Source organism: Proteus hauseri ATCC 700826 (assembly GCF_001654965.1).
GTDB lineage: Bacteria > Pseudomonadota > Gammaproteobacteria > Enterobacterales > Enterobacteriaceae > Proteus > Proteus hauseri.
Genome location: NZ_LXEV01000003.1, coordinates 54,044 through 79,697 on the forward strand (window position 1 = coordinate 54,044; position 25,654 = coordinate 79,697).

A 25,654-nucleotide genomic window follows, 5' to 3' on the forward strand; every position below is an offset into this window, starting at 1 on the left:
AGAGAACGTTTAATGACAATGGTTAATGATAACGCTGGAAATAAAATCCAAGTTCGTGACTTGAACTTCTACTACGGTAAATTCCATGCGCTAAAGAACATCTCGTTAGATATTGCCAAGAATAAAGTCACTGCATTTATCGGGCCTTCTGGCTGTGGTAAATCAACCTTACTACGTACTTTTAATAAAATGTACGAGCTTTATGGCGAGCAACGTGCAGAAGGTGAGATCCTGTTAGATGGCAACAATATCCTGACAGATAAGCAAGATATCGCACTTTTGCGTGCCAAAGTCGGTATGGTGTTCCAAAAACCAACACCATTCCCAATGTCGATTTATGACAATATTGCCTTTGGTGTGCGCTTATTTGAAAAATTATCTCGTGCTGATATGGATGATCGCGTTCAGTGGGCTTTGACTAAAGCCGCATTATGGAATGAAACAAAAGATAAACTACATCAAAGTGGATATAGTTTGTCTGGCGGTCAACAACAACGTTTATGCATCGCTAGAGGTATTGCAATTCGCCCTGAAGTATTGCTTCTTGATGAGCCGTGTTCAGCATTAGACCCCATTTCTACAGGCCGCATTGAAGAACTGATTAGCGAACTTAAATCAGAATATACCGTCGTTATCGTTACGCATAATATGCAACAAGCCGCACGTTGTTCAGACCACACTGCATTTATGTATTTAGGCGAATTAATTGAATTTAGCGATACGGATACGTTATTTACGCGTCCTGCGAAAAAACAAACTGAAGATTACATCACTGGGCGTTATGGCTGATAACGAGGCAAAGAATGGATAATTTAAATCACAATAAGCATATTTCTGGTCAATTTAATGCTGAGTTAGAGCATATCCGCACTGAATTAATGGTTATGGGCGGTTTAGTCGAAGAACAGCTAAAAAAAGCCATTATGGCGATGCATAACCAAGACCAAGCATTAGCGAATGAAGTGATTCAAGATGACCACAAAGTCAATATGATGGAAGTGGCTATTGATGATGCTTGTGTTCGCATTATTGCAAAACGCCAGCCAACAGCCAGTGATTTGCGCTTAATTATGTCGATTTCAAAAACTATCGCCGAATTAGAACGCATCGGTGATGTGGCTGAAAAAATTTGTCATACCGCACTTGAGAAGTTTTCACATCAGCATCAACCACTGTTAGTGAGCTTAGAATCTTTAGGTCAACACGCGGTGCAAATGTTGCATGATGTTCTTGATGCTTTTGCGCGAATGGATTTAGAAGAGGCAGTGCGTATTTATCATGAAGATGCCAAAATCGACAATGAATACGAAGGTATTGTGCGTCAGCTAATGACATATATGATGGAAGATCCTCGCACCATCCCTAGCGTACTTACAGCGCTGTTTTGCGCGCGTTCTATTGAGCGTATTGGCGACCGTTGCCAAAATATTTGTGAGTTTATTTTCTACTACGTTAAAGGCCATGATTTCCGCCATATTGGTGGTGACCAAGTTGAAAAAATGCTGACAAGAAATGATGACAATTCATCATCTCAATAAATAAACCGATCAATCTCTTTACTCTCTTATTTTACAGAGGCTTTTTAGCCTCTGTTTTTTTATTTATTACCTTTCACTTTCCTAATTTTGAATCAAATTAACGCAACAACTTTCTAAGGCTTATTCCACAAAAGAATATTCATATCAGTTTTTATTATTTTATGAACTTAGAACAACTTGATAGCGTGATACTCAACATAACAATGATGATAATTCTTTTTCTGGGGTGAATAATGAAATTACGTGTTCTGGCAACTGCATTAATTGCAGGCTCTGTATTATTTTCTGGTATCGCAAAAGCCGATAAATTAGATGACATAAAAAAAGCAGGTGTAGTTCGTATTGCTATTTTTGATAGTAACCCGCCTTTTGGTTTTGTTGATCCGCAAACCAAAAAGCTAGCCGGTTATGATGCTGATATCGCGAATGAAATCGCAAAAGATTTAGGTGTTAAACTTGAGTTACGTCCTACTAATCCGGCAAACCGAATTCCTCTTCTTAGCTCAAAGAAAATTGATTTAATTGCAGCTAACTTCACGATTACTGAAGAACGAGCCAAACAAGTTGATTTCTCAGTACCTTATTTTGCAACGGGACAAAAATTTATTGCGCGTAAAGGCGTGTTAACTAACCCAGACCAAATTCACTCGCTGCGTATTGGTGCAGATAAAGGCACAGTGCAAGAAATTACGCTGCGTGAGCGTTATCCTGACACCAAAGTTATCTCATACGATGATACTCCTCTTGCCTTCGCTGCATTGCGTAATGGTAACGTCCAAGCAATTACCCAAGACGATGCTAAGCTGGTGGGATTATTAGCAAATCTGCCTGATGCAATAAAAGCAGACTTTGAAATTTCACCTTTTAGTATAACTCGTGAATACCAAGCCGTTGCAGCCGCAAAAGGTGAAGATCGCTTAATCAATGAAATTAATAACACGCTATTAAGATTAGAAAAAGAAGGTAAAGCAGACGAGATTTATAACCGTTGGTTTGGCCCTGAAACAAAATCAGCGCAGCCTCGTGGCGACTTTAAATTTGCACCATTATCTGAGCAAGCACCACAATCTTAATTATCTAAGAATTAATTAATAACTCAGCTAATTAATAAAAAAATTATTCTTTTATTAAAACATCGGCCCCGCTTAAGCGGGGTTTGGTGTCTGCATAGGTAATATTATGTTTGAGCAATTTCTTACCCACTACCTTCTTGAGCCTCATTATTTGAGTTGGCTATGGAATGGTTTTTTAATCACCTTGCTCATCTCTTTTTGGACGATAATCATCGCTACGTTATTGGGTTTTTTACTCACTGCGGCACGCGACAGCACATTGGCTCCTTTACGCTGGTTAGCAGCAATTTATACATCTCTATTTCGCAATACCCCCTTGTTAGTACAACTCTTTTTTTGGTATTTTGCTTCCGGCGAAATTTTGCCACAAGCTGCGATGATATGGCTAAACACACCTCATGAAGTCTCATTACTCGGTCTCACACTCTCTTGGCCTTCTTTTGAATTTTTAGCAGGCGTTATTGGGCTGACATTTTATTCTGCACCTTTTATTGCGGAAGAATTACGCGCGGGTATTCAAGGGGTAAAACAAGGGCAAAAATACGCATCTCTGGCATTAGGTTTAACGCAATGGCAATCAATGCGTTATGTCATTTTGCCTCAAGCATTTCGCATCGCGCTTCCTCCTTTGTTAGGTCAGTATATGAATGTGATAAAGAACTCATCACTAACAATGGCAATTGGTGTCGCAGAACTCTCTTATGCGTCTCGACAAGTAGAAACAGAATCACTACGCACTTTTGAGGCTTTTGGTGTTGCAACAATACTTTATATTGCTGCTATTGCGCTAATGGAAGCGTGGGGACAATGGCACCAACAACGTAAATTAGCACAGGGGTATTGATATGGACTTTACTGTTATTGCTGATAATTGGCAGTACCTCCTGTTTGGCGCTTATCCAGAGGGGCCTTTAGAAGGCGCTGCACTCACGATTTTTATTAGTCTAATCGCAGGCATTGCTTCTATTATTTTAGGCACATTGGGAGGCATTGCATTAGCGATGCTAAGAGGTGTATGGGTTAACCTATTTGCTGCATTTTTAGGTTTTTTCCGCGCCATTCCCGTCATTATGTTGATATTTTGGGTCTATTTTTTATTACCTGTTGTACTTGGAATGGATATTCCTGAAATTACTACCGTGATTTGTGCCTTGGCGCTTATTACTTCCTCTTATATCGCGCATGGTGTAAAAGCTGGCATTTTAGCAATAGGCAAAGGGCAATGGCAGGCTGGATTATCACTCGGGTTGAATCGTTGGCAAGTACTATGGCATATCGTGTTACCACAAGCATTACGCATGATGGTGCCTTCTTTTATTAATCAATGGATAGCATTAATTAAAGACACTTCTTTAGCTTATGTTGTGGGGGTAGGAGAACTTTCTTTCTTAGCCACACAAGTCAATAACCGCAGCATGGTCTATCCAATGGAAGTATTTTTATTTGTTGCTTTTATTTACTTTGTGCTCTGTGTTTCATTGGAAATTATCGCCAACAAAATAGCCAAATTATTTTCAACACAAAAAGAAAAACATCCTTTTTGGCAAATAATCTTTCCTGTTAAAAAACAGAAATTCATTGAGAAACGTTTAGGTTAATCACTCAAAAGCACTCATTTTCTAAGTAAAAGTTATGCTGTTAACGGCATAACTTTGGCGATATCACATAAGTATTTGATTTAGGCGAGGGGCCTTCTTTACAAATAAAATATCCCTGCGAGACAAGTTCATATCTCACATATAAATTAAAAAAAATGCCGAAGACAATACCAAAAAGAAATATCATTACAGTTGCTATAAAGAGTTTATTATTAATTTTTATTAACTTATCTTTTATTGCAGATATCAATAACAAAGAAAAAAGATAACAAACAAAAGGCAGCGTAAAAGGTATGCTTGCAGTGACAACAGAAAATTTTATTTTTTCTGCTAAAAAGAAATAGTCCGCATAATCCATGATTGACGCATAGATAACAAAAAGAATGAGAGGGAGAACAATTAATGAGATTAAATAAATTTTATCTTTAACTTCAGTATCCATAATTAATTACACATCATAAGTGATTTAACATAGAGATTAGATTCTGTAAAATTGTTTGTTTCACAAATAAAATAGCCTTTAGAAAGAAGATCTTTTTCGACATAATTGGAAAAGAAAAAGCTAAAGATATAGCCAAAAAGAAAGAGCATGAGAAAAAACATCATTAATCTTTTACTTTTTTCTATGGTTCTCTTTTTTGATGATGGAAAGACCAATAAATAAATAAGATAAAAAACAGCAGGTACAGTAAATAAGAAAATAGATGTTTTAAATGAAAACTGAAACTTTTCAACAAGAAGAAAATAATTGATATAGCTCTCTATTGAGAGATATAACTCTATAGAGAAAATAACAAATAAAATACCTGATACTAGATATATTATTTCCATTAAACGCCTACCCGACATTCCCTATCTCCTTTTCTATCCTTAAGGAATAAAATATACGGAAAAAACTTATAATCAATACTGTATAAAAATTTAATATTTTTAAGATAATACGACTATTTGTTTCTACGTATTAATAACAAGACATTTCCCCAGCTTATCTAAATTTCATCCTTTACAGACGCAATCGATTACTTTTTTAGGTGCAGTTCTAGTTTTATTTGTGTAGGATAAAGCGAAAAACATTTTTTTTGGGATCTTTTGTCTATGAGCATGTCATCACCAAACTCTGCACCGCAGGGTTTGCTTCAGCGAGTATTTAAGCTGCAAGAACACGGCACAACAGCCCGCACAGAGCTGATTGCGGGTATCACAACTTTCTTAACGATGGTTTATATTATCTTCGTTAATCCTCAAATCCTCGCTGCGGCGAATATGGATATTAAAGCAGTTTTCGTTACCACCTGCTTAATTGCTGCTTTTGGCAGTATTTTAATGGGATTAGTGGCTAATCTACCTATCGCGGTCGCCCCCGCTATGGGCCTTAACGCCTTTTTTGCTTTTGTGGTTGTTGGTGCTATGGGTTATTCATGGGAAGTCGCTATGGGAGCGATTTTCTGGGGTGCAGTTGGATTATTTCTTCTCACTTTGTTCCGTATTCGTTACTGGATAATTGCCCATATTCCACTAAGCTTGCGTGTCGGTATTACTAGCGGTATCGGCCTTTTTATCGCTATGATGGGATTAAAAAACTCCGGTATTATCATTCCTAATAACGATACCATCGTTACCATTGGTAACTTCGCTTCCCATAACGTTTTACTTGGTGCTTTAGGCTTTTTTATTATCGCCATTTTAGCTGCGCGTAATATTCATGCAGCAATTTTGATTTCTATTGTGATCACCACCGTTATTGGTTTGCTATTAGGTGATGTCCACTATCAAGGTATTTTCTCTCTTCCCCCTTCTATCACTACCGTTGTAGGTAAAGTTGATATTATGGGTGCCTTAGATATCAGCTTGTCTGGTGTTATTTTTGCTTTTATGCTGGTTAACTTATTTGATTCGTCAGGTACTTTAATTGGTGTAACTGATAAAGCAGGTCTTACTGATGATAAAGGTAAGTTTCCTCGTATGAAACAAGCACTTTATGTGGATAGCTTAAGTTCTGTTGCCGGCTCTGCAATGGGAACATCTTCAGTAACTGCATTTATTGAAAGTACATCTGGCGTTTCTGTCGGTGGACGTACAGGCTTGACTGCGGTTGTTGTGGGTATTTTATTCTTACTCGCTATTTTTCTTTCACCGTTAGCGGGCATGGTGCCAAGTTATGCCACTGCGGGTGCACTGATTTATGTTGGGGTATTAATGACCTCAAGCTTAACGCGTGTAAAATGGGATGATTTAACCGAATCTGTTCCAGCCTTTATCACAGCAGTAATGATGCCATTTAGCTTTTCTATTACTGAGGGTATCGCTCTTGGCTTTATCGCTTATTGTGTGATGAAAATAGGGACTTTCCGCTGGAAAGAAATCAACCTGTGTGTCGTTGTTGTATCATTACTCTTTATTTTAAAAATCCTACTTATCGACACTCATGTTATTGATTTAAATAATTTATTTTAAACTAAATTGATATTGTTAGATAAATAGCAAAGCGGCACTTATGTGCCGTTTTGTATTAATAGAAGAGGTCATTATGCAAGTTATTCTACAAGTAGATTTCCCTTATCAAGGGCCTTGGGGCGAAGAAATGACTCAGGCGATGGATGCATTATCAACCTCGATAAATCAAGAGCCTGGTTTTATTTGGAAGATTTGGACAGAAAATAAAGAGACTCAAAAAGCGGGCGGTATTTATCTTTTTGCATCTGTTTCAGATGCACAAGCTTACCTAAAAAAACACAGCGCTCGCTTAAAATCTTTTGGTGTGCCTGAAGTTCGCGGTGAAATATTTGCGATAAACCAAACCTTAAGCCAACAAAATCAAGCATTATTTCTAGCAAAATAGTCAGTAAGAAAACACAAGTGGTACACACCACTTGTGTTCGATAGCAAAACAGGGGTTATTGCGTTTTCGTAGTGAGTAACAAACCATAAATTGCAGAATCTGAAATTTCATCACCCACAACCCAGCGCTGTTTAAGATACCCTTCTTGTTCAAAACCCAGCTTTTCGAGTAATGCAGCAGAGGCTTTATTACTTGGATGAATATCAGCTTCTAAACGGCGAACAGATAAATAGGTTTGCAAATAATCAATAAATGCAACCATCGCCTCTTTCATAATCCCTTTGCCCTGATATTGCGTATCAAGACAATAGCCAATTTCGCCACGTTGCGAATTAGGGTAATGATTAAAAAAGACGCACATTCCTTGCATAACGCCACTGGTTTTATCTATTACCGCTAAACGCAAATACTCTTTTCTCTCCATGTGAGTAATATCTTGAACAATATCTTCTTTTGCTTCTTGCAAGGACAGCCAAGGAAGATGGCTCCAGTAACGAGTCACCTCAGGTGAACTCATCATCTGAAACCAAGACTGTGCATCATTCATTTCAAATGGACGCAATAACAACCGCTGCGTTTCAATACGAACATCTGCATAACGCATGATTTATTTTCCTTTTTTTATTTCGGCGCAACAAAAGCAATGCATACTGGCTCTGCTATAGCCGTTGGTTCAGAGCGAAATAAAATTTCTTGAGTACTCGCTATTTTCAAACTTGGCCAATGCTTTAATCCTGTATCAAAATGCGCATTTGTACAGTTATCACCCACTTCTGAAACCAATACAACGCCTTTATCTTCAAGCTGTTGTAAGGTGATATGTCGATTATAAATATTTGGCGGTTGAATATTTTCTTCTAATAGCCAGGGTTGCGATGATAAAGGCCTATCTTTGCCATAAAATGTAACCCATTCATGCATATACTCACCACCAACATATGATAAAGGTGTGTGATAACGTTGATGCCAAGCCTGTTCAACCTCTTGCACAAATGTTTTTATACCAATAAATTTTTGCCCTGCATTACGCACGTTTGCAGCTTGTACTACGGTATAGCCTGACAACACCAACATCCCAAATACACCTAAACCATAGAGTGCGCCACGTAATGAGCGCTTAGGCATAACTGTAATTGAGCCGACAAATAACGCTGTTGCTACCGACATAAAAGGTTGTAGCCACTCAGTAATTCGTCCACCGTCATTAAAACTAAACCAGACAAAAATAATCGCCAATGGAAATAGCAAAATAAAATTGAGTAACCGGCTATCTTGAGATGCCGACCAACTAACACGCCCACCATATAAGTGCAAAATACCCCACATAATAATCACAGGGTAAAATACCGTTAATGCAGCACGCGCAGTACGCAGATTAAAGCGGTGATCTATTTGTGAATCGACCCATTTAAAAGCGGCAAAATCGTTATGCCATAACCAAATAAAGTTGGGTATAACAAAAGCAAGCCAGATAGCGATAGCCAGATAAAAATAAGGTGAACAATAGCTTTGACGTACTTTAGGAACAAATAGGCTTAATAAGAAAACGGAACCTATAATGGCTAGCGAAGAATATTTTCCCATGGTCGCAATACCCATGGTGATAGCAAAACAAAGCCAATACTTAGGATTCTCATTAATAGCAAAAACAAAGAAATAAAGTGCCCAAGCCCAACAACCAACTAAAATATAATTATCATTGTAAGGAATAATATCAAAATTAATTATTCCTGATAAATTAAGCCCTAACAGGGCAAACCAAGCTAAGTACTGATTTTTTGTTAGTTGATAAGCTAAATTCCAAATACCTAATAACCCTATGGCAATCACAATAAAGTGGATAAAATACCAATAAAAGCTAAAATCGATGCCACCATAGATAGCAGGCCACATTAAAAAGCCAACAAACCACGGATTCTTAGGGGAACCCCATTCTCCATTAGTACCCCAATTGACCGCTTCCACTGCATCATAAGGCACAGTAGGATCGAACATATAACTGACGATAATCCATAACGTCGCATAACCAATAATCCACCAATATACTGGTTTGCGTAATTGAGCAGATGATAATGTCATAATAAAAAAAAAGTTAAGTTGATAAATTTAAATTTATAGTTAATTGATGTCACAACACAGTAAAGTATAGTGAAACGAGCCGTGTATTGTACGTGAGCAAAAATTAAATTGTCTTAAATTCGCGCTTTTATCGCAAAATAGTTTCTGATAGATTGCGCAACCAGAAGATCACAAGCCGAGTTACCATTATGAATATGATTAAAAGAAAGCCAGCCGCAAAAGTTCGTAGAAAAACGCGTGAAGAGCTAAATGCGGAAGGACGCGACCGTAAGCGTCAAAAGAAACACCGTGGCAATCCTGCTGGTAACCGTCAGCAGGAATCCATTGATAACAAAAAAACACAAGCTCAAGAGCCGAAAGATCCACGTATTGGTAGTAAAAAACCTATTCCGTTGATCGTGGCTGATAAACCAAAAGTAACAAAAGCAGTTAAAAAAGCGGCTCCAGCAAAAGCTGAACCCGTTCGCTTATCACCCGCAGAAGAGCTAGAGCTGTTAGAAAATGATGCTCGTTTAGATGAACTTCTATCTCGTCTTGAAAGTGGTGAAAAATTAACGGCCGAAGAACAAGCTTATACTGAAAAAACACTTGATCGTATTGATGAGCTAATGGTTGAGTTAGGTATTGAGTTTGAAGATGATGACGACGAAGAAAAAACCGAAGACATCATGCAGTTATTAAAAGGTAAGTAATTTATCTTACTGAATTTTATCTGACAGAAACCAATAACAGGTTTCTGTCAGATTTTTTATATTTTAATTTAAAAATTGAATATCTCTCTTTTTTATTTATTTATACTCATGTTTATTAATATATTATTAATTGGACGTAAAAAGCTTCACACATATAAATAAAATTTAATTTTGATGGCATTTTTATTAATCTATTACTGATCTGTATTGCTTTATCATATTCTAAATATGTGATTACAATATTATATATACATAAACACTCATAGAGTATTTCAAATGTTACGCAATTTTCTCTGTACTAAACATAGGCTAGCACAGCAGATAAGCGTTCAATATCCCATTGCTCATCAAATCATTTTTAATAAAAATCTTATCTATTTTTTTATTATGATATCCTGTTTTTTAGATAAATAAATCTTTAATGATAATTTTGCCGTTAATTACTCTTTATAAGTGTAACTCGCGATAATTTAAATAAATAAATAAAAGCTAAGATTACTCTATCTATTTCTTCGCTACTAACCCTGATATTATTATTTCCTATTTTAAATATACGAGTAATAAAAAACATGGATAATAAACAACAATATTTAGATATCATCACAGGGCAAGGAAAAAAAGAACCCTCTCGTATAGTGGCATTCCCTGCACAGCCGCTAAACTATGCTTTAATTGAGCAACGTCTAGAACAGCAAAGCGATTATACAGAAGGTGAAATTGATTATTTAACTGAAGATATTGAAGACGGTTTCTTTTATACCTGTCAGCAAGATGGCGATGAACTGCGTTTTTTTGTCTGTCTATTAGCTCGTTCTCCTGATTATAAGATTTGCCCAGCTTATTCTACAGATACACTCACTCCGGAATTACTGGCACATGCTAATGCGACCACTCAAGATATTTTATTAGAAACCTTATTTTCGGATGCGTTGCACCCTCTTGCAAGTTATCACCATCAGCTTAATTTTCTCAATATCATTGCGCCAGAAATGGTATTGGCACTCGATGAATCCGCAGCAGGTAAAGCATTAACACCTGAGTGGATACGTTTTCAGTTAGAAACACCGGATCTTTATCCTGAAGTTGAAAGTCTGTATGTTATTCATGCAGTTTATGATACTGAAAATGATCCACCAACAATGTTTTGGTTCCATACTCATGGTTTAGAACGTTGTGGTCTAACCGAAGTCGATTTAGTCATTCCTAGTATGCTTGAATCTTATTATGGTATTCCTGATATTTTTCGCTGCTTTGTCAATAACAGCATCAATCATCAGCAAATCGAATTTGGTGAACCTATGCTTTGTGGGCAAACATCCTCCGGCTTAGAATACCTTGTGGCATTACCTTACGAAGAAGGTATTCGTCACGTAAATCAATCTACACCGCTAGATAATCTTCGTCCTTTAGAAGAAATGCGTTATGACACCAATGATGCACCTAGTGGCATATTTTTAGGTGATATGGCTGACCGTGATGAATATCATCAGCACCCCTCCTCGATGCTATTTCGTACCAATGAAGAAAATCCCGTATTGGAAACTTTCTTCAAAGGCTATGAAGAACAACAAGCAATAATGCTATTGCGCACCAATGAAGAAACGTATGAAATGTCAGAAAAAGCGAAACTTCGTTGGGAATATTTTGTATCGATGTTTGATAATTATAATCAGCCCCCTGTAGAACAAAAAAATAACTTATTCTCAAAATGGCTGAGTAAAGGTAAAACGGAAGAAACCGATAACCCATGGCAATTTATGATTAAGTTTGGCATCCCTTATGGTAAAAATGAAAAAGAAAAAGAACTAGAACATATGTGGTTTATTCCTCAATCTCTCGATGGTAATACGGTATATGCCAAATTGATTAACGTACCATTTTATATTGAAGATATGGACGAAGGAAAAGTATATCCTATTGATATTGCGTTAATAACAGATTGGGTGATTACTTATCAAGATAATAATTATACCCCTAATAATATTTATCAATTATTTAGCCATCAACAAACTCACTAATTTTTCATTATCCCTACGAATAATGCGGGCTATTTCAGCTTTATTGTGAAAGAAAACCCGCAAATTTATTATTTTGGCAATCTATTTTAGTGTCGTGACCCGTTAACACCATTAATTAGTTGTTACTTTGTTGCTACATCATCAGCCAAAAAAAATACATTTCATTTTTTTTCTAGTAACAAACAGCGCCCTCTCTACATTTAACGCTCAGTTTCCCTTGGTTATCTTTTCTAGGATTGATTTAAATCAAGAGTAGGTAAGCCTAGAGTAGGCTAAATTATACCCAATAAGGATAGTTATAATTCTCATTAGCATTAAAAATATTTATTATAATTACCTTAATTATCTTGTGTGATCATTTTTTACATGCGTTAATAATTATCAGTATCATTATTTTTTGTATCAACATCTGTGGAAGGACGACTTATGTCTCTAATCCCAAATCATAGTTATAAAATCCTGGGCTATTCACCTCAGATAAGCCCCGCTTATCGCCAAAAATTATTATCATTAGGAATGCTACCAGGAGCTGTATTTAACGTTATCCGTATCGCACCACTTGGCGATCCCATTCAGATAGAGACACACCGCGTATCTTTAATTCTGAGAAAAAAAGATCTCGCGCTAATTAATCTTAGCGAAGTGATCCATAACGAAAAATAACCGTTAATTTCTCTCTCACTCTGGCAACGCAACTATTGGCATCACAATTATGACTCCTCTCACTATTGGTCTTATCGGTAATCCTAATGCCGGTAAAACAACACTCTTTAACCAGCTGACAGGTTCCCGCCAACGTGTGGGAAACTGGGCGGGTGTAACGGTTGAACGTAAAGTGGGCCGCTTTACGACGGCTAACCATAAAATTGAGTTAGTTGACTTACCAGGCACTTACTCATTAACCACAATTTCAGAACAAACATCTCTCGATGAGCAAATCGCCTGCCATTTCATTCTTAGCAATGAAGCCGATATGCTTATCAACGTTGTTGATGCCTCGAACTTAGAACGAAATCTTTATCTAACATTACAACTACTTGAGCTTGGTATTCCCTGCATTGTGGCGTTAAACATGTTGGATATAGCAGAGCATCAAGATATACAAATTGATATTGAGGCGCTTTCACAACAACTGGGTTGCCCTGTTATTCCGATGGTTTCCACCAAAGCCTCTGGTATTGATAAATTAAAAGAAGCTATTGATGCTTTTCCTGCTGAAAAGAAAAAACCTCAAGAACTCCTTACTTCATACCCAATTTGGTTATTAAATGAAGTAGAGGCATTAGCGGGAAAAATTAATCATGATGAATTCAATATTCAACAACGTCGTTGGATGGCATTACAGTGCTTAGAAGGTGATATTTACACCCACCAGCGCGCACAAGTAACTGCGGAAGATATCAAAACTATTCGTCAACGTATTCAAGATGAGCATAATAACGAAGCTGAATTAGTCATTGCAGATGCCCGTTATCAAAATATTGAACGTATTTGTCATGCTGTTATTAATATGGAAGCGATAAAACCCAATCGACTCACGCAAAATATCGATAAAGTGATATTAAACCGTTGGTTAGGTGTCCCTATCTTCCTATTTGTGATGTATTTAATGTTCGTGCTAGCCATTAATATTGGTGGTGCTTTGCAGCCTGCGTTTGAAGGCGGCTCTGAAGCTATCTTTATTCATGGTATTCAATGGATTGGGGCAACCTTTAACTTCCCTGAATGGCTGACTATTTTCCTTGCTCAAGGTGTTGGTGGCGGTATTAATACTGTTTTACCATTAGTACCACAAATAGGGATGATGTATCTCTTTCTATCTATTCTTGAAGACTCAGGTTATATGGCTCGAGCTGCCTTTGTAATGGATAGATTAATGCAGGCATTAGGTTTACCGGGTAAATCTTTTGTTCCTCTCATTGTTGGCTTTGGTTGTAACGTTCCTTCTATTATGGGTGCTCGTACATTAGATGCGCCTAGAGAACGTTTAATTACCGTTTTAATGGCACCGTTTATGTCTTGTGGTGCTCGCTTAGCAATCTTTGCGGTTTTTGCCGCTGCATTCTTTGGCAAAAATGGCGCGAGTGTTGTTTTCTCTCTTTATATCCTTGGTATTTTGGTTGCCATCTTAACGGGTTTACTACTGAAACATACCATTATGCGCGGTGATGCATCTCCATTTGTGATGGAGCTGCCGGTTTACCATGTGCCTCATGCAAAAACATTATTACTGCAAACATGGCAGCGTTTAAAAGGCTTCGTTGTCCGTGCGGGTAAAGTCATTATTATCGCCAGTATGTTTATCGGTGCGTTAAATAGCTTTACCTTCTCTGGTAAACCTGCAGATAACATCAACGACTCTGCACTTGCTTCTGTTAGTAAAGTTATCACTCCATTACTGCAACCTATTGGTGTGCATAATGATAACTGGCAAGCGACTGTCGGCTTAGTTACAGGTGCAATGGCAAAAGAAGTGGTCGTGGGTACATTAAATACCCTTTATACCGCTGAAAGCATTGTTAATGAGCCATTTAATGCCGAAGAGTTTGATCTTTTGGGCGAAATTGGCGATGCCTTTGGTGAAACATGGGATAGCTTAAAAGAGACTTTTACTTTAGCCGCACTCTCTAATCCAATTGAAGCCAGTAAAGGTGATGGCGAAATGGATACTGGGACGATGGGCACCATGGGTGCTAAATTTGGTTCCGGTATTGCAGCTTATAGCTATCTAATTTTCGTTCTGTTGTATGTGCCTTGTGTTTCTGTCATGGGTGCAATTGCCCGTGAAACTAGCCGTGGATGGATGACATTCTCCATTCTTTGGGGCTTAAATATTGCTTACTCACTGGCAGCATTGTTCTATCAAGTAGCAACATTTAGCGAGCACCCAGAAAGTAGCGCTATTACCATTGCTGGCGTAGTCATATTTAACTTAATTCTCTTTCTTCTATTGCGTAAATCGCGTAATCGCCTAACAATTAACTTAAGTAACAAACATTCATTCGCAAAACAGTGTTGTTCTAAAGGTAATTGTCACTAAGTGATAAAGGAAAAGTAAGATGGCAAGTTTGATACAGGTCCGTGATTGTGTCGCACTTAATGGCCGAGCTGATGCTCGACTCATTAGCCATCAATTAAACGCACCAGAACCATTGGTGCAGGCTATGCTTGAGCGACTCACACTGATGGGTAAGCTTGATGAAGTGGATGTGGAAGAGTGCCTTAGTGGCAGTTGCAAAAGCTGCCCTGAAGCCACTGCGTGTCAGACAAAGCTTTATCAATTAAGCTAAACTCATTCGTCTTGATAAAAAATCCCCGACAAAATTGGGGATTTTTTTTATCCATTATCACCCGATTTTTCACACAAAGCGCCAAAATGAATCACTTTCATCTTCCTACTTCTTGATTTACTTTTCTCACCATCACGGCATAATTTCATTTATCTTTAGACGTAAAGACGTCCATTCACATTAAAAATAATATATTACAATAAGGATATGAAATATGCCGATAACCGAATTTTCATCAATAGTCACAAGTGGCGAACAAGGTGGATTACAAATGCAGTGCGCGTCACGCCAGTTTCAGCTTTTACTCGATGAACCTACATCATTAGGTGGAAAAGATAGCGCCATGAACCCTGTGGAAGCGCTATTAGGAACCTTAGGTGCATGTAAAGGTATTGTCGCTAAAAGCGTTGCTCGTATGCATCGCATTAAGCTCAACGATATTCGCATTGAAGTCAAAGGTGAACTTGATACAGATGGTTTTACAGGTAAAAACAAACAAGCCAAAATTGGCTTCAGTAAAATCACAACACACTTTTTTATTCAGGCAGATAATAGCGAAGAAGAAATAGCTGCGTTTATTGCCTTTATTGAACGTACTTGTCCTGTCTTTGATACCATTAAAAATCCCCCTATTTGTGAGACGTCATACAGTCTCGAAAAGAGTACTGAGGATATTGCCATTTAAATAAGTACAGCCCTAAGATCAGGGCTGATTATAAAATCAAAACGATGTAGAAATAACATCACTTGGCTATTTAATGGATATCTTTAACCGCATTAACTAATGCCTGACTAAACTCATCAGGGTGTGAAATAAAGGGTGCATGAGCCGCATTACGGAAAATAACACTCGGAGAATCGGGATATATTTCATCTAATAAATTAGCCACTTTTCTCGGCACTAGCCCATCTAGATAGCCATAAAAACGAATAAATGGGCAGCTCACTGTTTTTAATTCTTCACGTAAATCTTCTGTACGAAGTATTTCTAAACCACCATTAAGTATTTCAACAGATGGCAAAGGTTGTTCTAATACCACTGATTTTAACGCTTTCATATCTTCACGAGCACTTTGTGTACCTAATGTTTGCAAGGCTAAAAAACGCTCAACAGTACGATGAAAATTTTCACTGAGCTGCTGTTCAAAGCCTTTTAATACTTCAGGTTTGATACCCGGCCAATCTTGATGAGCACTAAAACAGGGTGAAGAAGCAACGGTCACTAACGCTGCAACTTGATGTGGATTATCTAACACAATGCGACTTGCAACTAATCCACCTAATGACCAGCCTAGCCAAATTGCATTTTTCGGCGCTTGTGCAAACACAACATCAGCCATCTCTTGTAACGTTAATACAGGAAAACCTTGGCTACGCCCATATCCTGGTAAATCCACAAGATGCAAAGTAAATGTCGAGTTCAATCGCATTATTAATGATTGCCAGACCTGTGCGTTCAAGCCCCATCCATGCAATAGCACAAGATGCGTTTTACCTTCTCCAATTGTCTGCCAATACAGCTTATTCATTGTTATGCTCTCTTCTCTTCTTACTAAGGCTTTCTTTATGCTTATAACGATAGCAGGATATTGCTGGGTATGTCGCCAACCATTGCATTATGATAATAAAGGTATTTGTTCGATTTGTATTCGCCATTTACCACTGCAAAAAAATCGTTGCCCTACCTGCCTGTATCCTTCAACGCATTCAATGATATTATGTGGGCGATGTTTAAAATCGCCCCCGCAGTGGAAACAGATGTTGACGGTGGCAGATTATCGCCCGCCATTAAATAAATTATTACACCTTTATAAATACCATCCTCGCCCTCAAATAGCTTTATGTCTTGCACGACTTTTTTTATTACGGTGGTTATCACATCGTCGAGAAAATATCGTGCATAAACCAGATAGAATTATTAGTGTGCCTTTGCATCGATACCGTCGTTGGCATCGAGGATTTGACCAAGTCAGCGTTATCGCTAAGCCTTTGGCTACGTGGTTAAATTGTCCTTATCAGTCAGATACCTTGATAAGAACTCGTGCTACACTAGTGCAAAGTCATCTGAGTGCCCGTCAAAGGCAACAGAATTTAGACCATGCATTTGTATTAAATAACACAGTGTTGGTATCAGGGAAAAATCTGGCACTGATTGACGATGTTATCACTACAGGTGCGACACTCAATGCCATCGTGCCGTTGTTAATTCGTGCGGGAGCACGCTCTGTTGAGGTATGGGCAATTTGTCGAACCTTGTAGTTAACCGCCAATTGGGCGTATGATAACCAACCAGAACAGTCAACTATTGAGCAAGACGATATGATTACAATTACTGATGCCGCACAGGCGCATTTTGCCAAACTACTGGCTAACCAAGAACCCAACACCCAAATCCGCGTATTTGTTATTAATCCCGGAACGCCTAATGCTGAATGTGGCGTTTCTTATTGCCCACCAGATGCAGTTGAACCTAACGATACTGAAATTAAGTTCGAAAAAATTTCTGCCTACGTTGATGATATTAGCGCCCCTTTTCTGGAAGAAGCTGAAATCGACTTCGTTACTGACCAATTAGGTTCACAATTAACACTGAAAGCACCTAACGCCAAAATGCGTAAAGTAGATGCTGATGCTCCATTAATTGAACGCGTTGAATATGTGCTTCAGTCGCAAATTAACCCTCAATTAGCCGGTCATGGTGGTCGTGTTAGCCTGATGGAAATCACTGAAGATGGCTATGCTATCTTACAATTTGGTGGTGGTTGTAACGGTTGTTCAATGATAGATGTCACTTTAAAAGATGGCATCGAAAAAGAACTTCTCAACCTATTCCCTGATGAATTAAAAGGCGTGAAAGATTTAACTGAACACCAACGTGGTGAGCACTCCTACTACTGATCCTCAGTTTCAAATCCCCTTTGGTACTCACCTGCACTGATATCATTGGGGATTTGTATACAAAAAATTATCATTTACAAAAGCTAACGTCATTTTTACTAATTTGACGCTATTATAGATGTATCGTTCTCTCGCTCAGAACATAATAAATTACTTAACAATATAATAAACAAGACAATTATGGATCGTTTTCAATTTCTTAGTATTGAACAAGCTTATCAATTCTGGGTATCTCAATCAGCCATTTTAGTTGATGTAAGAGATCCACAGAGTTACAGACTTGGTCATGCAACAGGTGCTTTTCATCTCACCAATGAAACTATAAATCAGTTCTTACAAGATGCTGATTATGATATTCCAGTAATGGTAATGTGTTACCACGGCCATAGCAGTCAAGGTGCCGCACAATATCTGGTCAATATGGGCTTTGAAACCGTTTATAGTATAAATGGGGGTTTTGAAGCGTGGCGAAGAGAGTTTCCACAAGCGATAACTTCTCTGCAATAACTACAGATGAGTTTCCCGATGATCCACATTATCACGCTATCCAATCCTCAACTCGCTGATCTATTTGTTAATTATATGGCGACTCAACATGTTCGCATTCATACACAAGTAGAATCTCAGCAAGTCAGCCTTTGGTTAGAAGACCAACAACAGTTGGAAATGGTTGAAAAAGAACTAAAAACTTTTCTTCGTGAACCTTTCCACCCACGATATCAAGCTGCAAGCTGGCAAGCGGGTAATCCGCAAAGCACGGGTATTAAATATCGCCCATCCTTTTCACTAAAAAACATGGTGCAACAATCAGGTCCTTTAACTGTACTTGTGGTGATCTTATGTGTGCTTATTTATATTTGGCAGCAAGTGGTTGGTGACTACGATGTTATGATTCATCTGGCCTGGCCATATGATGAAAGTTTAAACCTAGAAATTTGGCGTTATATTACCCCTGCATTTGTCCATTTTTCACTCACTCATATCGCGTTTAACCTTGCGATGTGGTGGTATCTGGCAAGCCAAACCGAACAAAAATTAGGTACCGGAAAGCTTTTTGTCATTATGTTGGTTTCCGCGCTGTTTAGTAATTGGGCGCAATCGCTGTTTACTGAATCCAATTTTGGCGGGCTATCTGGCGTGGTGTATGCGCTCATTGGTTATGTGGGGCTGACGGGTTTACGTCACCCAGAAAAAGGGATTGGCGTACCAACAGGGCTGATTATTTTCTCGATTATTTGGATTGTTGCCGGCCAAATGGGAGCATTAGGTGATTCAATTGCGAATGCTGCACATTTCGCAGGTTTCCTTATCGGCTTATTGATGGCTTTGTGGGATAATCGACACCAATTATCTCGTCGATCATAATAAAATTAACATGATATTTTTAACATTAGGGGATACCTGTGAAGCAAACACAACGACATGATGCCATCATCGAACTGGTACGCCTACAAGGCTATGTCAGCACCGAAGAATTGGTGGAGCATTTTGAAGTCAGCCCACAGACAATCCGACGTGATTTAAATGAATTAGCGGAAAAGAACAAAATCCAACGTCATCACGGTGGCGCAGCATTACCTTCTAGCTCCGTCAATACAGCGTATCATGATCGCAAAATCATGTGGTCTGATGAAAAATCACGTATAGCACAACGTGTCGCCAGTTTAATACCTGATGGCGCAACGCTATTTATTGATATCGGCACTACGCCAGAAGCCGTAGCACATGCGCTAATTAACCATAAAAATCTGCGAATTGTGACCAATAATCTCAACGTTGCTACTCTACTGATGGGAAAAGAGGATTTTCGATTAATTCTTGCGGGTGGTGAAGTTCGCACACGAGATGGCGGTATTGTAGGCGAGGCAACCCTTGATTTTATCTCTCAATTCCGTCTCGATTACGGTATTTTAGGGATAAGCGGTATTGATATGGACGGCTCATTACTTGAGTTTGATTATCATGAAGTTCGCACAAAACGCGCAATTATCGAAAATTCACGTTGTGTCATGTTAGTGACAGACCATTCAAAATTTGGTCGTAATGCAATGGTTAATCTTGGCAATATGAACCTCATTGATTATCTCTTTACAGACCAAGAGCCACCCGCCGGTATACAAAAAATAGTAGAGCAACATAACGTCCAGTTAGAGCTTTGCTAACTTTATCTCTGACTAGAAAAAAGTACCTTCTAAGGTACTTTTTCTTTTGTATTTCGACCTATTAACTTTTTCTCGTTTTCCTTATTGTTTTTCTATTTTCGTCTATTCTTTATACTTTCTCTTCATTAATTATCTTTTCTATTTTTATCAATCAATTAGCCATGTTCCCTTTGTACCAATAAACACACTATTTGTGGGGATATGATAATAAATTGTTATCTATATCACGCACTAATGTTTTTTATCAGTTATATAGTTGGCATTTTCTGCAAATATCATTACAATTATGAGCGAAAACGAACATTAAAGAATTTTTTCGCGCATTCTTAGGAGGATGTTATGGAAACCAAAGACTTGATTGTCATCGGCGGCGGAATAAACGGCGCTGGAATTGCGGCGGATGCAGCAGGCCGAGGCCTTTCAGTGTTAATGCTGGAAGCTCAAGACTTGGCAAGCGCAACGTCTTCCGCTAGTTCAAAACTAATTCATGGTGGCTTACGCTATTTAGAGCATTACGAATTCCGTTTAGTTAGCGAGGCGCTAGCTGAGCGTGAAGTATTATTAAGACTGGCGCCACATATCGCATTTCCAATGCGTTTTCGTCTGCCACATCAACCCCACTTGCGCCCAGCATGGATGATCCGTATTGGTTTGTTCCTTTATGATCATTTAGGAAAACGCGTGAGTTTACCAAGCAGCAAGGGCATCAAATTCGGTGCAAATTCTGTACTAAAACCTGATTTTACTCGTGGTTTTGAATATTCAGACTGTTGGGTTGATGATGCACGTTTAGTCGTACTTAATGCGCAAGAAATCGTTCGTCGTGGTGGTGAAGTACTAACTCGCACCAAAGTCACTCGTGCATGGCGCGAAAATGATCTGTGGATGGTCGAAGCACAAGATATGCGTTCTGGCGAAACCACGTGTTATCAAGCCAAAGCTTTAGTTAATGCGGCTGGGCCTTGGGTTAAAACCTTATTTGATGAAGGCTTAAAACTCAAATCACCTTATGGTATTCGTCTCATTAAAGGCAGCCATATTGTTATTCCTCGTGCCCATAACGAGCCACAAGCATATATCTTACAAAACGAAGATAATCGTATTGTCTTCGTTATTCCTTGGATGGATGAGTTCTCTATCATCGGTACAACAGATGTAGAATATAGCGGTGATCCTAAAGATGTGGCCATTGATGACAACGAAGTTCAATACTTACTGAAAGTCTACAATGATCACTTCAAGAAACAACTGACTAAAGATGACGTTGTTTGGAATTACTCCGGTGTTCGCCCATTATGTGATGATGAATCTGATTCACCGCAAGCCATCACCCGTGATTACACTCTTGATGTACATGATAACAATGGTAAAACGCCACTGCTGTCTGTTTTTGGTGGTAAATTAACCACTTACCGTAAATTAGGTGAGCATGCCGTTGATAAACTTAATGCCTATTTCCCTAATATGGGTAAACCTTGGACTAAAGAGGGGCAGTTACCCGGCGGTAATTTAGAAGGTTGTGACCGTGATGGTTATTCACGCTTAATTCGTCAACGTCATACATGGTTACCAGAAGCATTGGCTCTGCGTTTTGCTCGCACTTATGGTAGCAATACTGAATTGTTGCTTGAAGGTATTAGCGATTTAGCCGGTATGGGCGAGAACTTTGGCCATAATCTGTATGAAGCTGAATTGCGTTATTTAGTAAAACATGAGTGGGTAATTGGTGTTGATGATGCTATTTGGCGTCGCACCAAACTCGGCATGTGGTTAAATGACGAACAAAAACAACGTATTACCCAATGGCTAGAGACCAATACAAAAGTAACTGTTTAACTCACAAACGGTAAACGTATTCTCTGACTCTGTTTAATGTTCTTATTAGCAATTTTTGTGGCGCCTTATACCGCGCCACTTTTTTTGTTTTTTCACAAAGAGTCTCTTAAATGATAACCTACTGATATCACAATTTTTTATCTAAAAAATCCTTTAGTACTATTGCGTTATTTTGCTGCTCATTTTTACCTGAATAGAGTAAAACTAATGTTTTCTCTTTGGCTATTTGCAACAACGGCTGCCAATTTTCAGGAGCGACTTCCAGCTCTTTAATATAGCGCTGAGTAAACTCAATAAAATCGCCTTCACCGCCATGAAACCACTTTCTTAATTCAGATGATGGTGCAACGTTTTTATTCCACTCATCATAATGAAAATCTGCTTTTTTAATACCTCTAGGCCAAAGTCTATCAACCAATACTCGATAACCTTCATTCTCGCCTTCTTTATCACCATAAACTCGCTTACATATAATCATTTAGCCTCCAATGACAACTTAATTTAGTTTTATTGTAGAAGATAACGACTTTTATTTATCAGACAAAGTCCTTATTTTTTCGCCTTAAGTACCCTTTTTCTTTCTTAAACTCTACGTAATCCATTACCTCAACATGAAATTTTTTCTTATTTCCATTGAATTATCCTCATCAAAAATAAGGTGAATAACTGTTGACTAAATAACCTAATTAAGAGAATCTACTTCTAGACGTCTAAACGTTTGGACGGTTAAATAAGTGGTAATACGTAATAAAATAAAAATAAAAACACAGTGACATTACATCAATGAGGTATAGGTATGAGCTTTTATCACGCAAGCCAACATGAGGCACTTAACCAAAATCTAGCTGAGTTAAATGGCAAGATTGATGTTTCTTTTGAGTTTTTTCCGCCTCGAACCGAAGAGATGGAAAATACCCTTTGGCAATCGCTCGCACGTTTAAATACCTTAAAACCTCGTTTTGTTTCTGTGACTTATGGTGCAAATTCAGGTGAGCGAGATAGAACACATTCGATTATTAAAGGAATTAAAGAACGTACAGGATTAGAAGCAGCACCACACTTAACCTGTGTAGATGCAAGCCGTGAAGAACTACAACATATCGCCCAAGATTATTGGCAAAACGGTATTCGCCATATTGTTGCATTACGTGGTGATTTACCTGATAACTCAAAAAAACCGCAAATGTATGCCACTGATTTAGTGCATTTACTGAAAAGTGTGGGCGATTTTGATATTTCTGTCGCTGCTTATCCAGAAGTTCACCCTGAAGCAAAAAGCGCCCAAGCTGATTTAATCAATTTAAAGAAAAAAGTGGACGCCGGAGCAAACCGAGCAATTACACAGTTTTTCTTTGATGTAGAAAGCTATTTACGTTTTCGTGACCGCTGTGTTTCAACAGGAATAGACGTCGAAATCATTCCGGGTATTTTACCCGTGACCAACTTTAAACAGCTTACCCGTTTTGCTGGATTAACTAATGTTAAAATTCCTGGTTGGATGAATAAAATGTTTGATGGGCTAGAAAATGACGCAGAAACACGTAGTTTGGTGGGCGCTTCTATCGCTATTGATATGGTGAAAATTTTAAGCCGTGAAGGCGTGAAAGACTTTCATTTTTATACACTTAATCGCTCAGAATTAACTTATGCAATTTGTCATACACTGGGTGTACGTCCAGAACTGGTAACAGCATAAAAAACAATTACCCCGCCAATCAATATAGCGGGGTGACTTTTTGGCAAAGACTACTCACCAAAACAGTAAGGTTTTTCTACTGGCAATAAGCGGTAAGCTGTATCTAAATCACCATTTGCGATACAGGCATCAATTTGATGAACCTTATCAGTGATATCTGTAATATTCACAATCCAATCTTTGCAATATTGTTCAACGGCTTGATTACGTAAACCGATTTGAATAGTGCGATAATTTAATCGGTTAAGATAAATATCTCGCTCTGGATCCCATTGAATGCGAATATCACTAGCTTCGGCTGCTTTTTTCCATGCTTCACCACTTGCGTAGCTGTCTGGATCAAAATGACTTATAACGCCTTTGGTAAGCATCGTTTGAAACCCTTCATGGGTAATATCAACCGCTAAAATAGAGGCTTGATTAGGATCTTTACGTCCCCAACCAGAACGATACATCATCCAAAGAAAAGAGGGTTTTACCCATGTCATACGCGTTAAGCTGAAAGGTGGGGAAACAAAAGTCCCGTTTGCGACTGCGCTCTGAGCAATTGTATTCGAGTAGGCTTGATAAACACGAACAAATTTATCCGTATAAAATGCCCTTACTTGACACTCAGGACATCGGTCAACATCATCGTTCATCTTTCTTTAATATCCTTTTATATTAATAAAATGGAACTATCTGCCTAAATTATGAGCCTCTGATTAATGATAATCAAGGGCTGCTATTTTCATTAAGACAACAGATAGGGTAACGCGCAATAAAAGAAATAAAAAAAAGAATAGCAATAAAACAAGCGGACTAATGTCACGATAGTGTGTTAAATACACCACAATGAGACAAATACTGACTCTATTTAACTTCATAAAGTAAGCAAAATAAGAAAATTAATTGCCTTATCTAAGCAGAAATAAGGCGTTCGATCAGCTGAGTTTTAACCAATGGCGGCGATTTTACAGTTTCACCTGAAATTTTTGCAGCCATGATTTTAAAGGCTTTTTCTACCAGTAATGCCTCGTCTTGCTTCATTGACCACACATTATTAGGCAAAAAACTCAGCATAATATGTTCATCAAATGTGCCAATATGCAAATGCTCAGGAATAGCACCCTGTTGTTGACGTATTACGCTTAATATTCCTTCCAAAACAGGCAATGAAGACGCAATGAAATGGGAAGGTATTTGTTGGTATTGCGCTAAATATTGCCTCATCATCTGCTCACCATCTTTTGTGGTGTTGTGTTCAGCATAAGAGACCGTCACTTGGTTATCATCGCCATAATGCGCTTTAATAGCTTGAATATAACCACGTAAACGCGCAGCGATAGTCGGCAGCAAAGCATCTCCCGCAAAAAAATGAATGGGTGAGTTCTCTCTTATCATTGCTTTGGTTAGTTGCAAACCACTGTCGCAGTTATCTGAAGCAACACAAATTGCATCAGGTACAGAAAAATCTCTATCTAAAAAAACTAAGGGTTTTTGGCGATGTTTAACATGATGTAGCTGATTTTTTCGGCTTGCCGATACAATAAAAATACCATCAACATTGCGTTCATCCATTGATTTAACAAGCTTATTTTCATTTTTGATATCACCATAGGTACAGCTAATCGTTAGCTGACAACCAATTTGGTGACAATGCATTTCTAATTTTTCAGCTAAAGCCGCAAAAAATGGATTGGAGAGACGAGGAATAACCAGACCATAGGTATCTGTTTTATTCAGTTTTAAGCTTCTTGCTGCATGGTTAACGGTATAACCAAAAACTTCAACATAATCAGCGATTTTCTTTTGTGTTTTTGCACTGATCCGATATTGGTCACCTTTACCATTTAATACTAATCTAACTGTGGTAATAGACAAATTCAGGTCGTTTGCAATCTGTTCAACTGTTTTTGCCATTAATATTCCATCATTAAGATTGCCCTCACCTTA

The 25,654-nt window shown here is 38.2% G+C and carries 28 protein-coding genes; 20 read left to right on the top strand and 8 right to left on the bottom strand.

Translation table 11 applies throughout. From position 1 onward, the window contains the following. Nucleotides 1-12: 12 nt before the first annotated feature. The 5 genes from pstB to M997_RS00630 all read left to right on the top strand — a co-directional run bounded on the left by pstB (nucleotide 13) and on the right by M997_RS00630 (nucleotide 4,209). Complete coding sequence (gene pstB, locus M997_RS00610; RefSeq protein WP_064718189.1) at nucleotides 13-789, top strand: phosphate ABC transporter ATP-binding protein PstB; 777 nt, start codon at nucleotides 13-15, stop codon at nucleotides 787-789. A 14-nt stretch (nucleotides 790-803) separates the two neighbouring features. Continuing rightward, nucleotides 804-1,538 (top strand): phosphate signaling complex protein PhoU, encoded by a 735-nt coding sequence (gene phoU / locus M997_RS00615; protein ID WP_064718190.1) that lies wholly within the window; start codon nucleotides 804-806, stop codon nucleotides 1,536-1,538. 233 nt (nucleotides 1,539-1,771) lie between these two features. Then, nucleotides 1,772-2,611 carry an ABC transporter substrate-binding protein gene (locus M997_RS00620; RefSeq protein ID WP_064718191.1) on the top strand — a complete coding sequence of 280 codons (840 nt, stop codon included), beginning with the start codon at nucleotides 1,772-1,774 and terminating at the stop codon, nucleotides 2,609-2,611. A gap of 106 nt (nucleotides 2,612-2,717) precedes the next feature. Beyond that, nucleotides 2,718-3,455 carry an amino acid ABC transporter permease gene (locus tag M997_RS00625; protein WP_064718192.1) on the top strand — a complete coding sequence of 246 codons (738 nt, stop codon included), beginning with the start codon at nucleotides 2,718-2,720 and terminating at the stop codon, nucleotides 3,453-3,455. 1 nt (nucleotide 3,456) lies between these two features. Beyond that, a complete protein-coding gene (locus M997_RS00630; RefSeq protein ID WP_064718193.1) occupies nucleotides 3,457-4,209 on the top strand; it encodes an amino acid ABC transporter permease in 753 nt (250 codons plus the stop codon). 40 nt (nucleotides 4,210-4,249) lie between these two features. Here the strand turns inward: M997_RS00630 and M997_RS00635 are convergent, their stop codons facing one another. Together M997_RS00635 and M997_RS00640 are read right to left on the bottom strand one after the other, a co-directional pair. Next, nucleotides 4,250-4,651: a DUF1240 domain-containing protein gene (locus tag M997_RS00635; protein WP_064718194.1), complete on the bottom strand. Its 402-nt coding sequence runs from the start codon at nucleotides 4,649-4,651 to the stop codon at nucleotides 4,250-4,252. Between the two features lie 2 nt (nucleotides 4,652-4,653). Then, nucleotides 4,654-5,058 (bottom strand): DUF1240 domain-containing protein, encoded by a 405-nt coding sequence (locus M997_RS00640; RefSeq protein WP_064718195.1) that lies wholly within the window; start codon nucleotides 5,056-5,058, stop codon nucleotides 4,654-4,656. 252 nt (nucleotides 5,059-5,310) lie between these two features. On the opposite strand from M997_RS00640, the gene M997_RS00645 reads away from it, so the two are divergent. Further along, complete coding sequence (locus M997_RS00645) at nucleotides 5,311-6,663, top strand: NCS2 family permease (RefSeq protein WP_420874848.1); 1,353 nt, start codon at nucleotides 5,311-5,313, stop codon at nucleotides 6,661-6,663. A 73-nt stretch (nucleotides 6,664-6,736) separates the two neighbouring features. After that, nucleotides 6,737-7,048 carry a monooxygenase gene (locus M997_RS00650; RefSeq protein ID WP_064718197.1) on the top strand — a complete coding sequence of 104 codons (312 nt, stop codon included), beginning with the start codon at nucleotides 6,737-6,739 and terminating at the stop codon, nucleotides 7,046-7,048. A gap of 55 nt (nucleotides 7,049-7,103) precedes the next feature. Here the strand turns inward: M997_RS00650 and M997_RS00655 are convergent, their stop codons facing one another. Both M997_RS00655 and M997_RS00660 read right to left on the bottom strand, forming a co-directional pair. Beyond that, complete coding sequence (locus M997_RS00655; RefSeq protein WP_064718198.1) at nucleotides 7,104-7,652, bottom strand: GNAT family N-acetyltransferase; 549 nt, start codon at nucleotides 7,650-7,652, stop codon at nucleotides 7,104-7,106. 17 nt (nucleotides 7,653-7,669) lie between these two features. Further along, a complete protein-coding gene (locus M997_RS00660; protein WP_064718199.1) occupies nucleotides 7,670-9,127 on the bottom strand; it encodes a glycosyltransferase family 39 protein in 1,458 nt (485 codons plus the stop codon). Between the two features lie 188 nt (nucleotides 9,128-9,315). Here M997_RS00660 and yihI point away from each other — a divergent pair, with 188 nt between their 5' ends. The 6 genes from yihI to M997_RS00690 all read left to right on the top strand — a co-directional run bounded on the left by yihI (nucleotide 9,316) and on the right by M997_RS00690 (nucleotide 15,812). Continuing rightward, complete coding sequence (gene yihI / locus M997_RS00665) at nucleotides 9,316-9,819, top strand: Der GTPase-activating protein YihI (RefSeq protein ID WP_064718200.1); 504 nt, start codon at nucleotides 9,316-9,318, stop codon at nucleotides 9,817-9,819. Between the two features lie 569 nt (nucleotides 9,820-10,388). Beyond that, entirely contained in the window at nucleotides 10,389-11,837 is a 1,449-nt protein-coding gene (locus M997_RS00670) for a DUF4026 domain-containing protein (RefSeq protein WP_064718201.1), read from the top strand. Between the two features lie 426 nt (nucleotides 11,838-12,263). Further along, the gene (gene feoA, locus M997_RS00675; protein ID WP_064718202.1) at nucleotides 12,264-12,500 is read left to right on the top strand and encodes a ferrous iron transporter A; all 237 of its coding nucleotides are present in this window, start codon (nucleotides 12,264-12,266) and stop codon (nucleotides 12,498-12,500) included. A 49-nt stretch (nucleotides 12,501-12,549) separates the two neighbouring features. After that, nucleotides 12,550-14,877, top strand: coding sequence for a Fe(2+) transporter permease subunit FeoB (gene feoB / locus M997_RS00680; RefSeq protein WP_064718203.1), 2,328 nt, complete (start codon nucleotides 12,550-12,552; stop codon nucleotides 14,875-14,877). 19 nt (nucleotides 14,878-14,896) lie between these two features. After that, nucleotides 14,897-15,127 (top strand): FeoC-like transcriptional regulator, encoded by a 231-nt coding sequence (locus tag M997_RS00685; RefSeq protein ID WP_064718204.1) that lies wholly within the window; start codon nucleotides 14,897-14,899, stop codon nucleotides 15,125-15,127. Between the two features lie 214 nt (nucleotides 15,128-15,341). Beyond that, the gene (locus M997_RS00690; protein WP_064718205.1) at nucleotides 15,342-15,812 is read left to right on the top strand and encodes an OsmC family protein; all 471 of its coding nucleotides are present in this window, start codon (nucleotides 15,342-15,344) and stop codon (nucleotides 15,810-15,812) included. A gap of 70 nt (nucleotides 15,813-15,882) precedes the next feature. Here M997_RS00690 and bioH read toward each other — a convergent pair whose 3' ends face one another. Further along, nucleotides 15,883-16,656, bottom strand: coding sequence for a pimeloyl-ACP methyl ester esterase BioH (gene bioH, locus M997_RS00695; RefSeq protein ID WP_064718206.1), 774 nt, complete (start codon nucleotides 16,654-16,656; stop codon nucleotides 15,883-15,885). A 37-nt stretch (nucleotides 16,657-16,693) separates the two neighbouring features. Between bioH and gntX the strand changes: the two genes are divergently transcribed. The 6 genes from gntX to glpD all read left to right on the top strand — a co-directional run bounded on the left by gntX (nucleotide 16,694) and on the right by glpD (nucleotide 22,023). Further along, entirely contained in the window at nucleotides 16,694-17,386 is a 693-nt protein-coding gene (gene gntX / locus M997_RS00700; protein ID WP_064718207.1) for a DNA utilization protein GntX, read from the top strand. Between the two features lie 60 nt (nucleotides 17,387-17,446). After that, on the top strand, nucleotides 17,447-18,025 hold the full coding sequence (nfuA, locus tag M997_RS00705) for a Fe-S biogenesis protein NfuA (RefSeq protein WP_064718208.1): 579 nt from the start codon (nucleotides 17,447-17,449) through the stop codon (nucleotides 18,023-18,025). 180 nt (nucleotides 18,026-18,205) lie between these two features. After that, nucleotides 18,206-18,532 carry a thiosulfate sulfurtransferase GlpE gene (gene glpE / locus M997_RS00710; RefSeq protein ID WP_064718209.1) on the top strand — a complete coding sequence of 109 codons (327 nt, stop codon included), beginning with the start codon at nucleotides 18,206-18,208 and terminating at the stop codon, nucleotides 18,530-18,532. Between the two features lie 18 nt (nucleotides 18,533-18,550). Then, entirely contained in the window at nucleotides 18,551-19,390 is an 840-nt protein-coding gene (gene glpG, locus M997_RS00715) for a rhomboid family intramembrane serine protease GlpG (RefSeq protein ID WP_064718210.1), read from the top strand. Nucleotides 19,391-19,428: 38 nt separating this feature from the next. Beyond that, a complete protein-coding gene (locus M997_RS00720) occupies nucleotides 19,429-20,187 on the top strand; it encodes a DeoR/GlpR family transcriptional regulator (RefSeq protein ID WP_006534541.1) in 759 nt (252 codons plus the stop codon). A 339-nt stretch (nucleotides 20,188-20,526) separates the two neighbouring features. Then, nucleotides 20,527-22,023, top strand: a complete 1,497-nt coding sequence (gene glpD / locus M997_RS00725) for a glycerol-3-phosphate dehydrogenase (protein ID WP_064718211.1) — start codon at nucleotides 20,527-20,529, stop codon at nucleotides 22,021-22,023. Nucleotides 22,024-22,150: 127 nt separating this feature from the next. Here glpD and M997_RS00730 read toward each other — a convergent pair whose 3' ends face one another. Continuing rightward, nucleotides 22,151-22,501 carry a DUF488 domain-containing protein gene (locus M997_RS00730; protein WP_064718212.1) on the bottom strand — a complete coding sequence of 117 codons (351 nt, stop codon included), beginning with the start codon at nucleotides 22,499-22,501 and terminating at the stop codon, nucleotides 22,151-22,153. Between the two features lie 318 nt (nucleotides 22,502-22,819). Here M997_RS00730 and metF point away from each other — a divergent pair, with 318 nt between their 5' ends. Beyond that, nucleotides 22,820-23,719 carry a methylenetetrahydrofolate reductase gene (gene metF / locus M997_RS00735; protein ID WP_064718213.1) on the top strand — a complete coding sequence of 300 codons (900 nt, stop codon included), beginning with the start codon at nucleotides 22,820-22,822 and terminating at the stop codon, nucleotides 23,717-23,719. A 50-nt stretch (nucleotides 23,720-23,769) separates the two neighbouring features. Here the strand turns inward: metF and M997_RS00740 are convergent, their stop codons facing one another. Continuing rightward, complete coding sequence (locus tag M997_RS00740; protein WP_064718214.1) at nucleotides 23,770-24,360, bottom strand: DUF4291 domain-containing protein; 591 nt, start codon at nucleotides 24,358-24,360, stop codon at nucleotides 23,770-23,772. 259 nt (nucleotides 24,361-24,619) lie between these two features. Then, complete coding sequence (locus M997_RS00745; RefSeq protein WP_064718215.1) at nucleotides 24,620-25,621, bottom strand: LacI family DNA-binding transcriptional regulator; 1,002 nt, start codon at nucleotides 25,619-25,621, stop codon at nucleotides 24,620-24,622. Nucleotides 25,622-25,654: the final 33 nt, after the last annotated feature.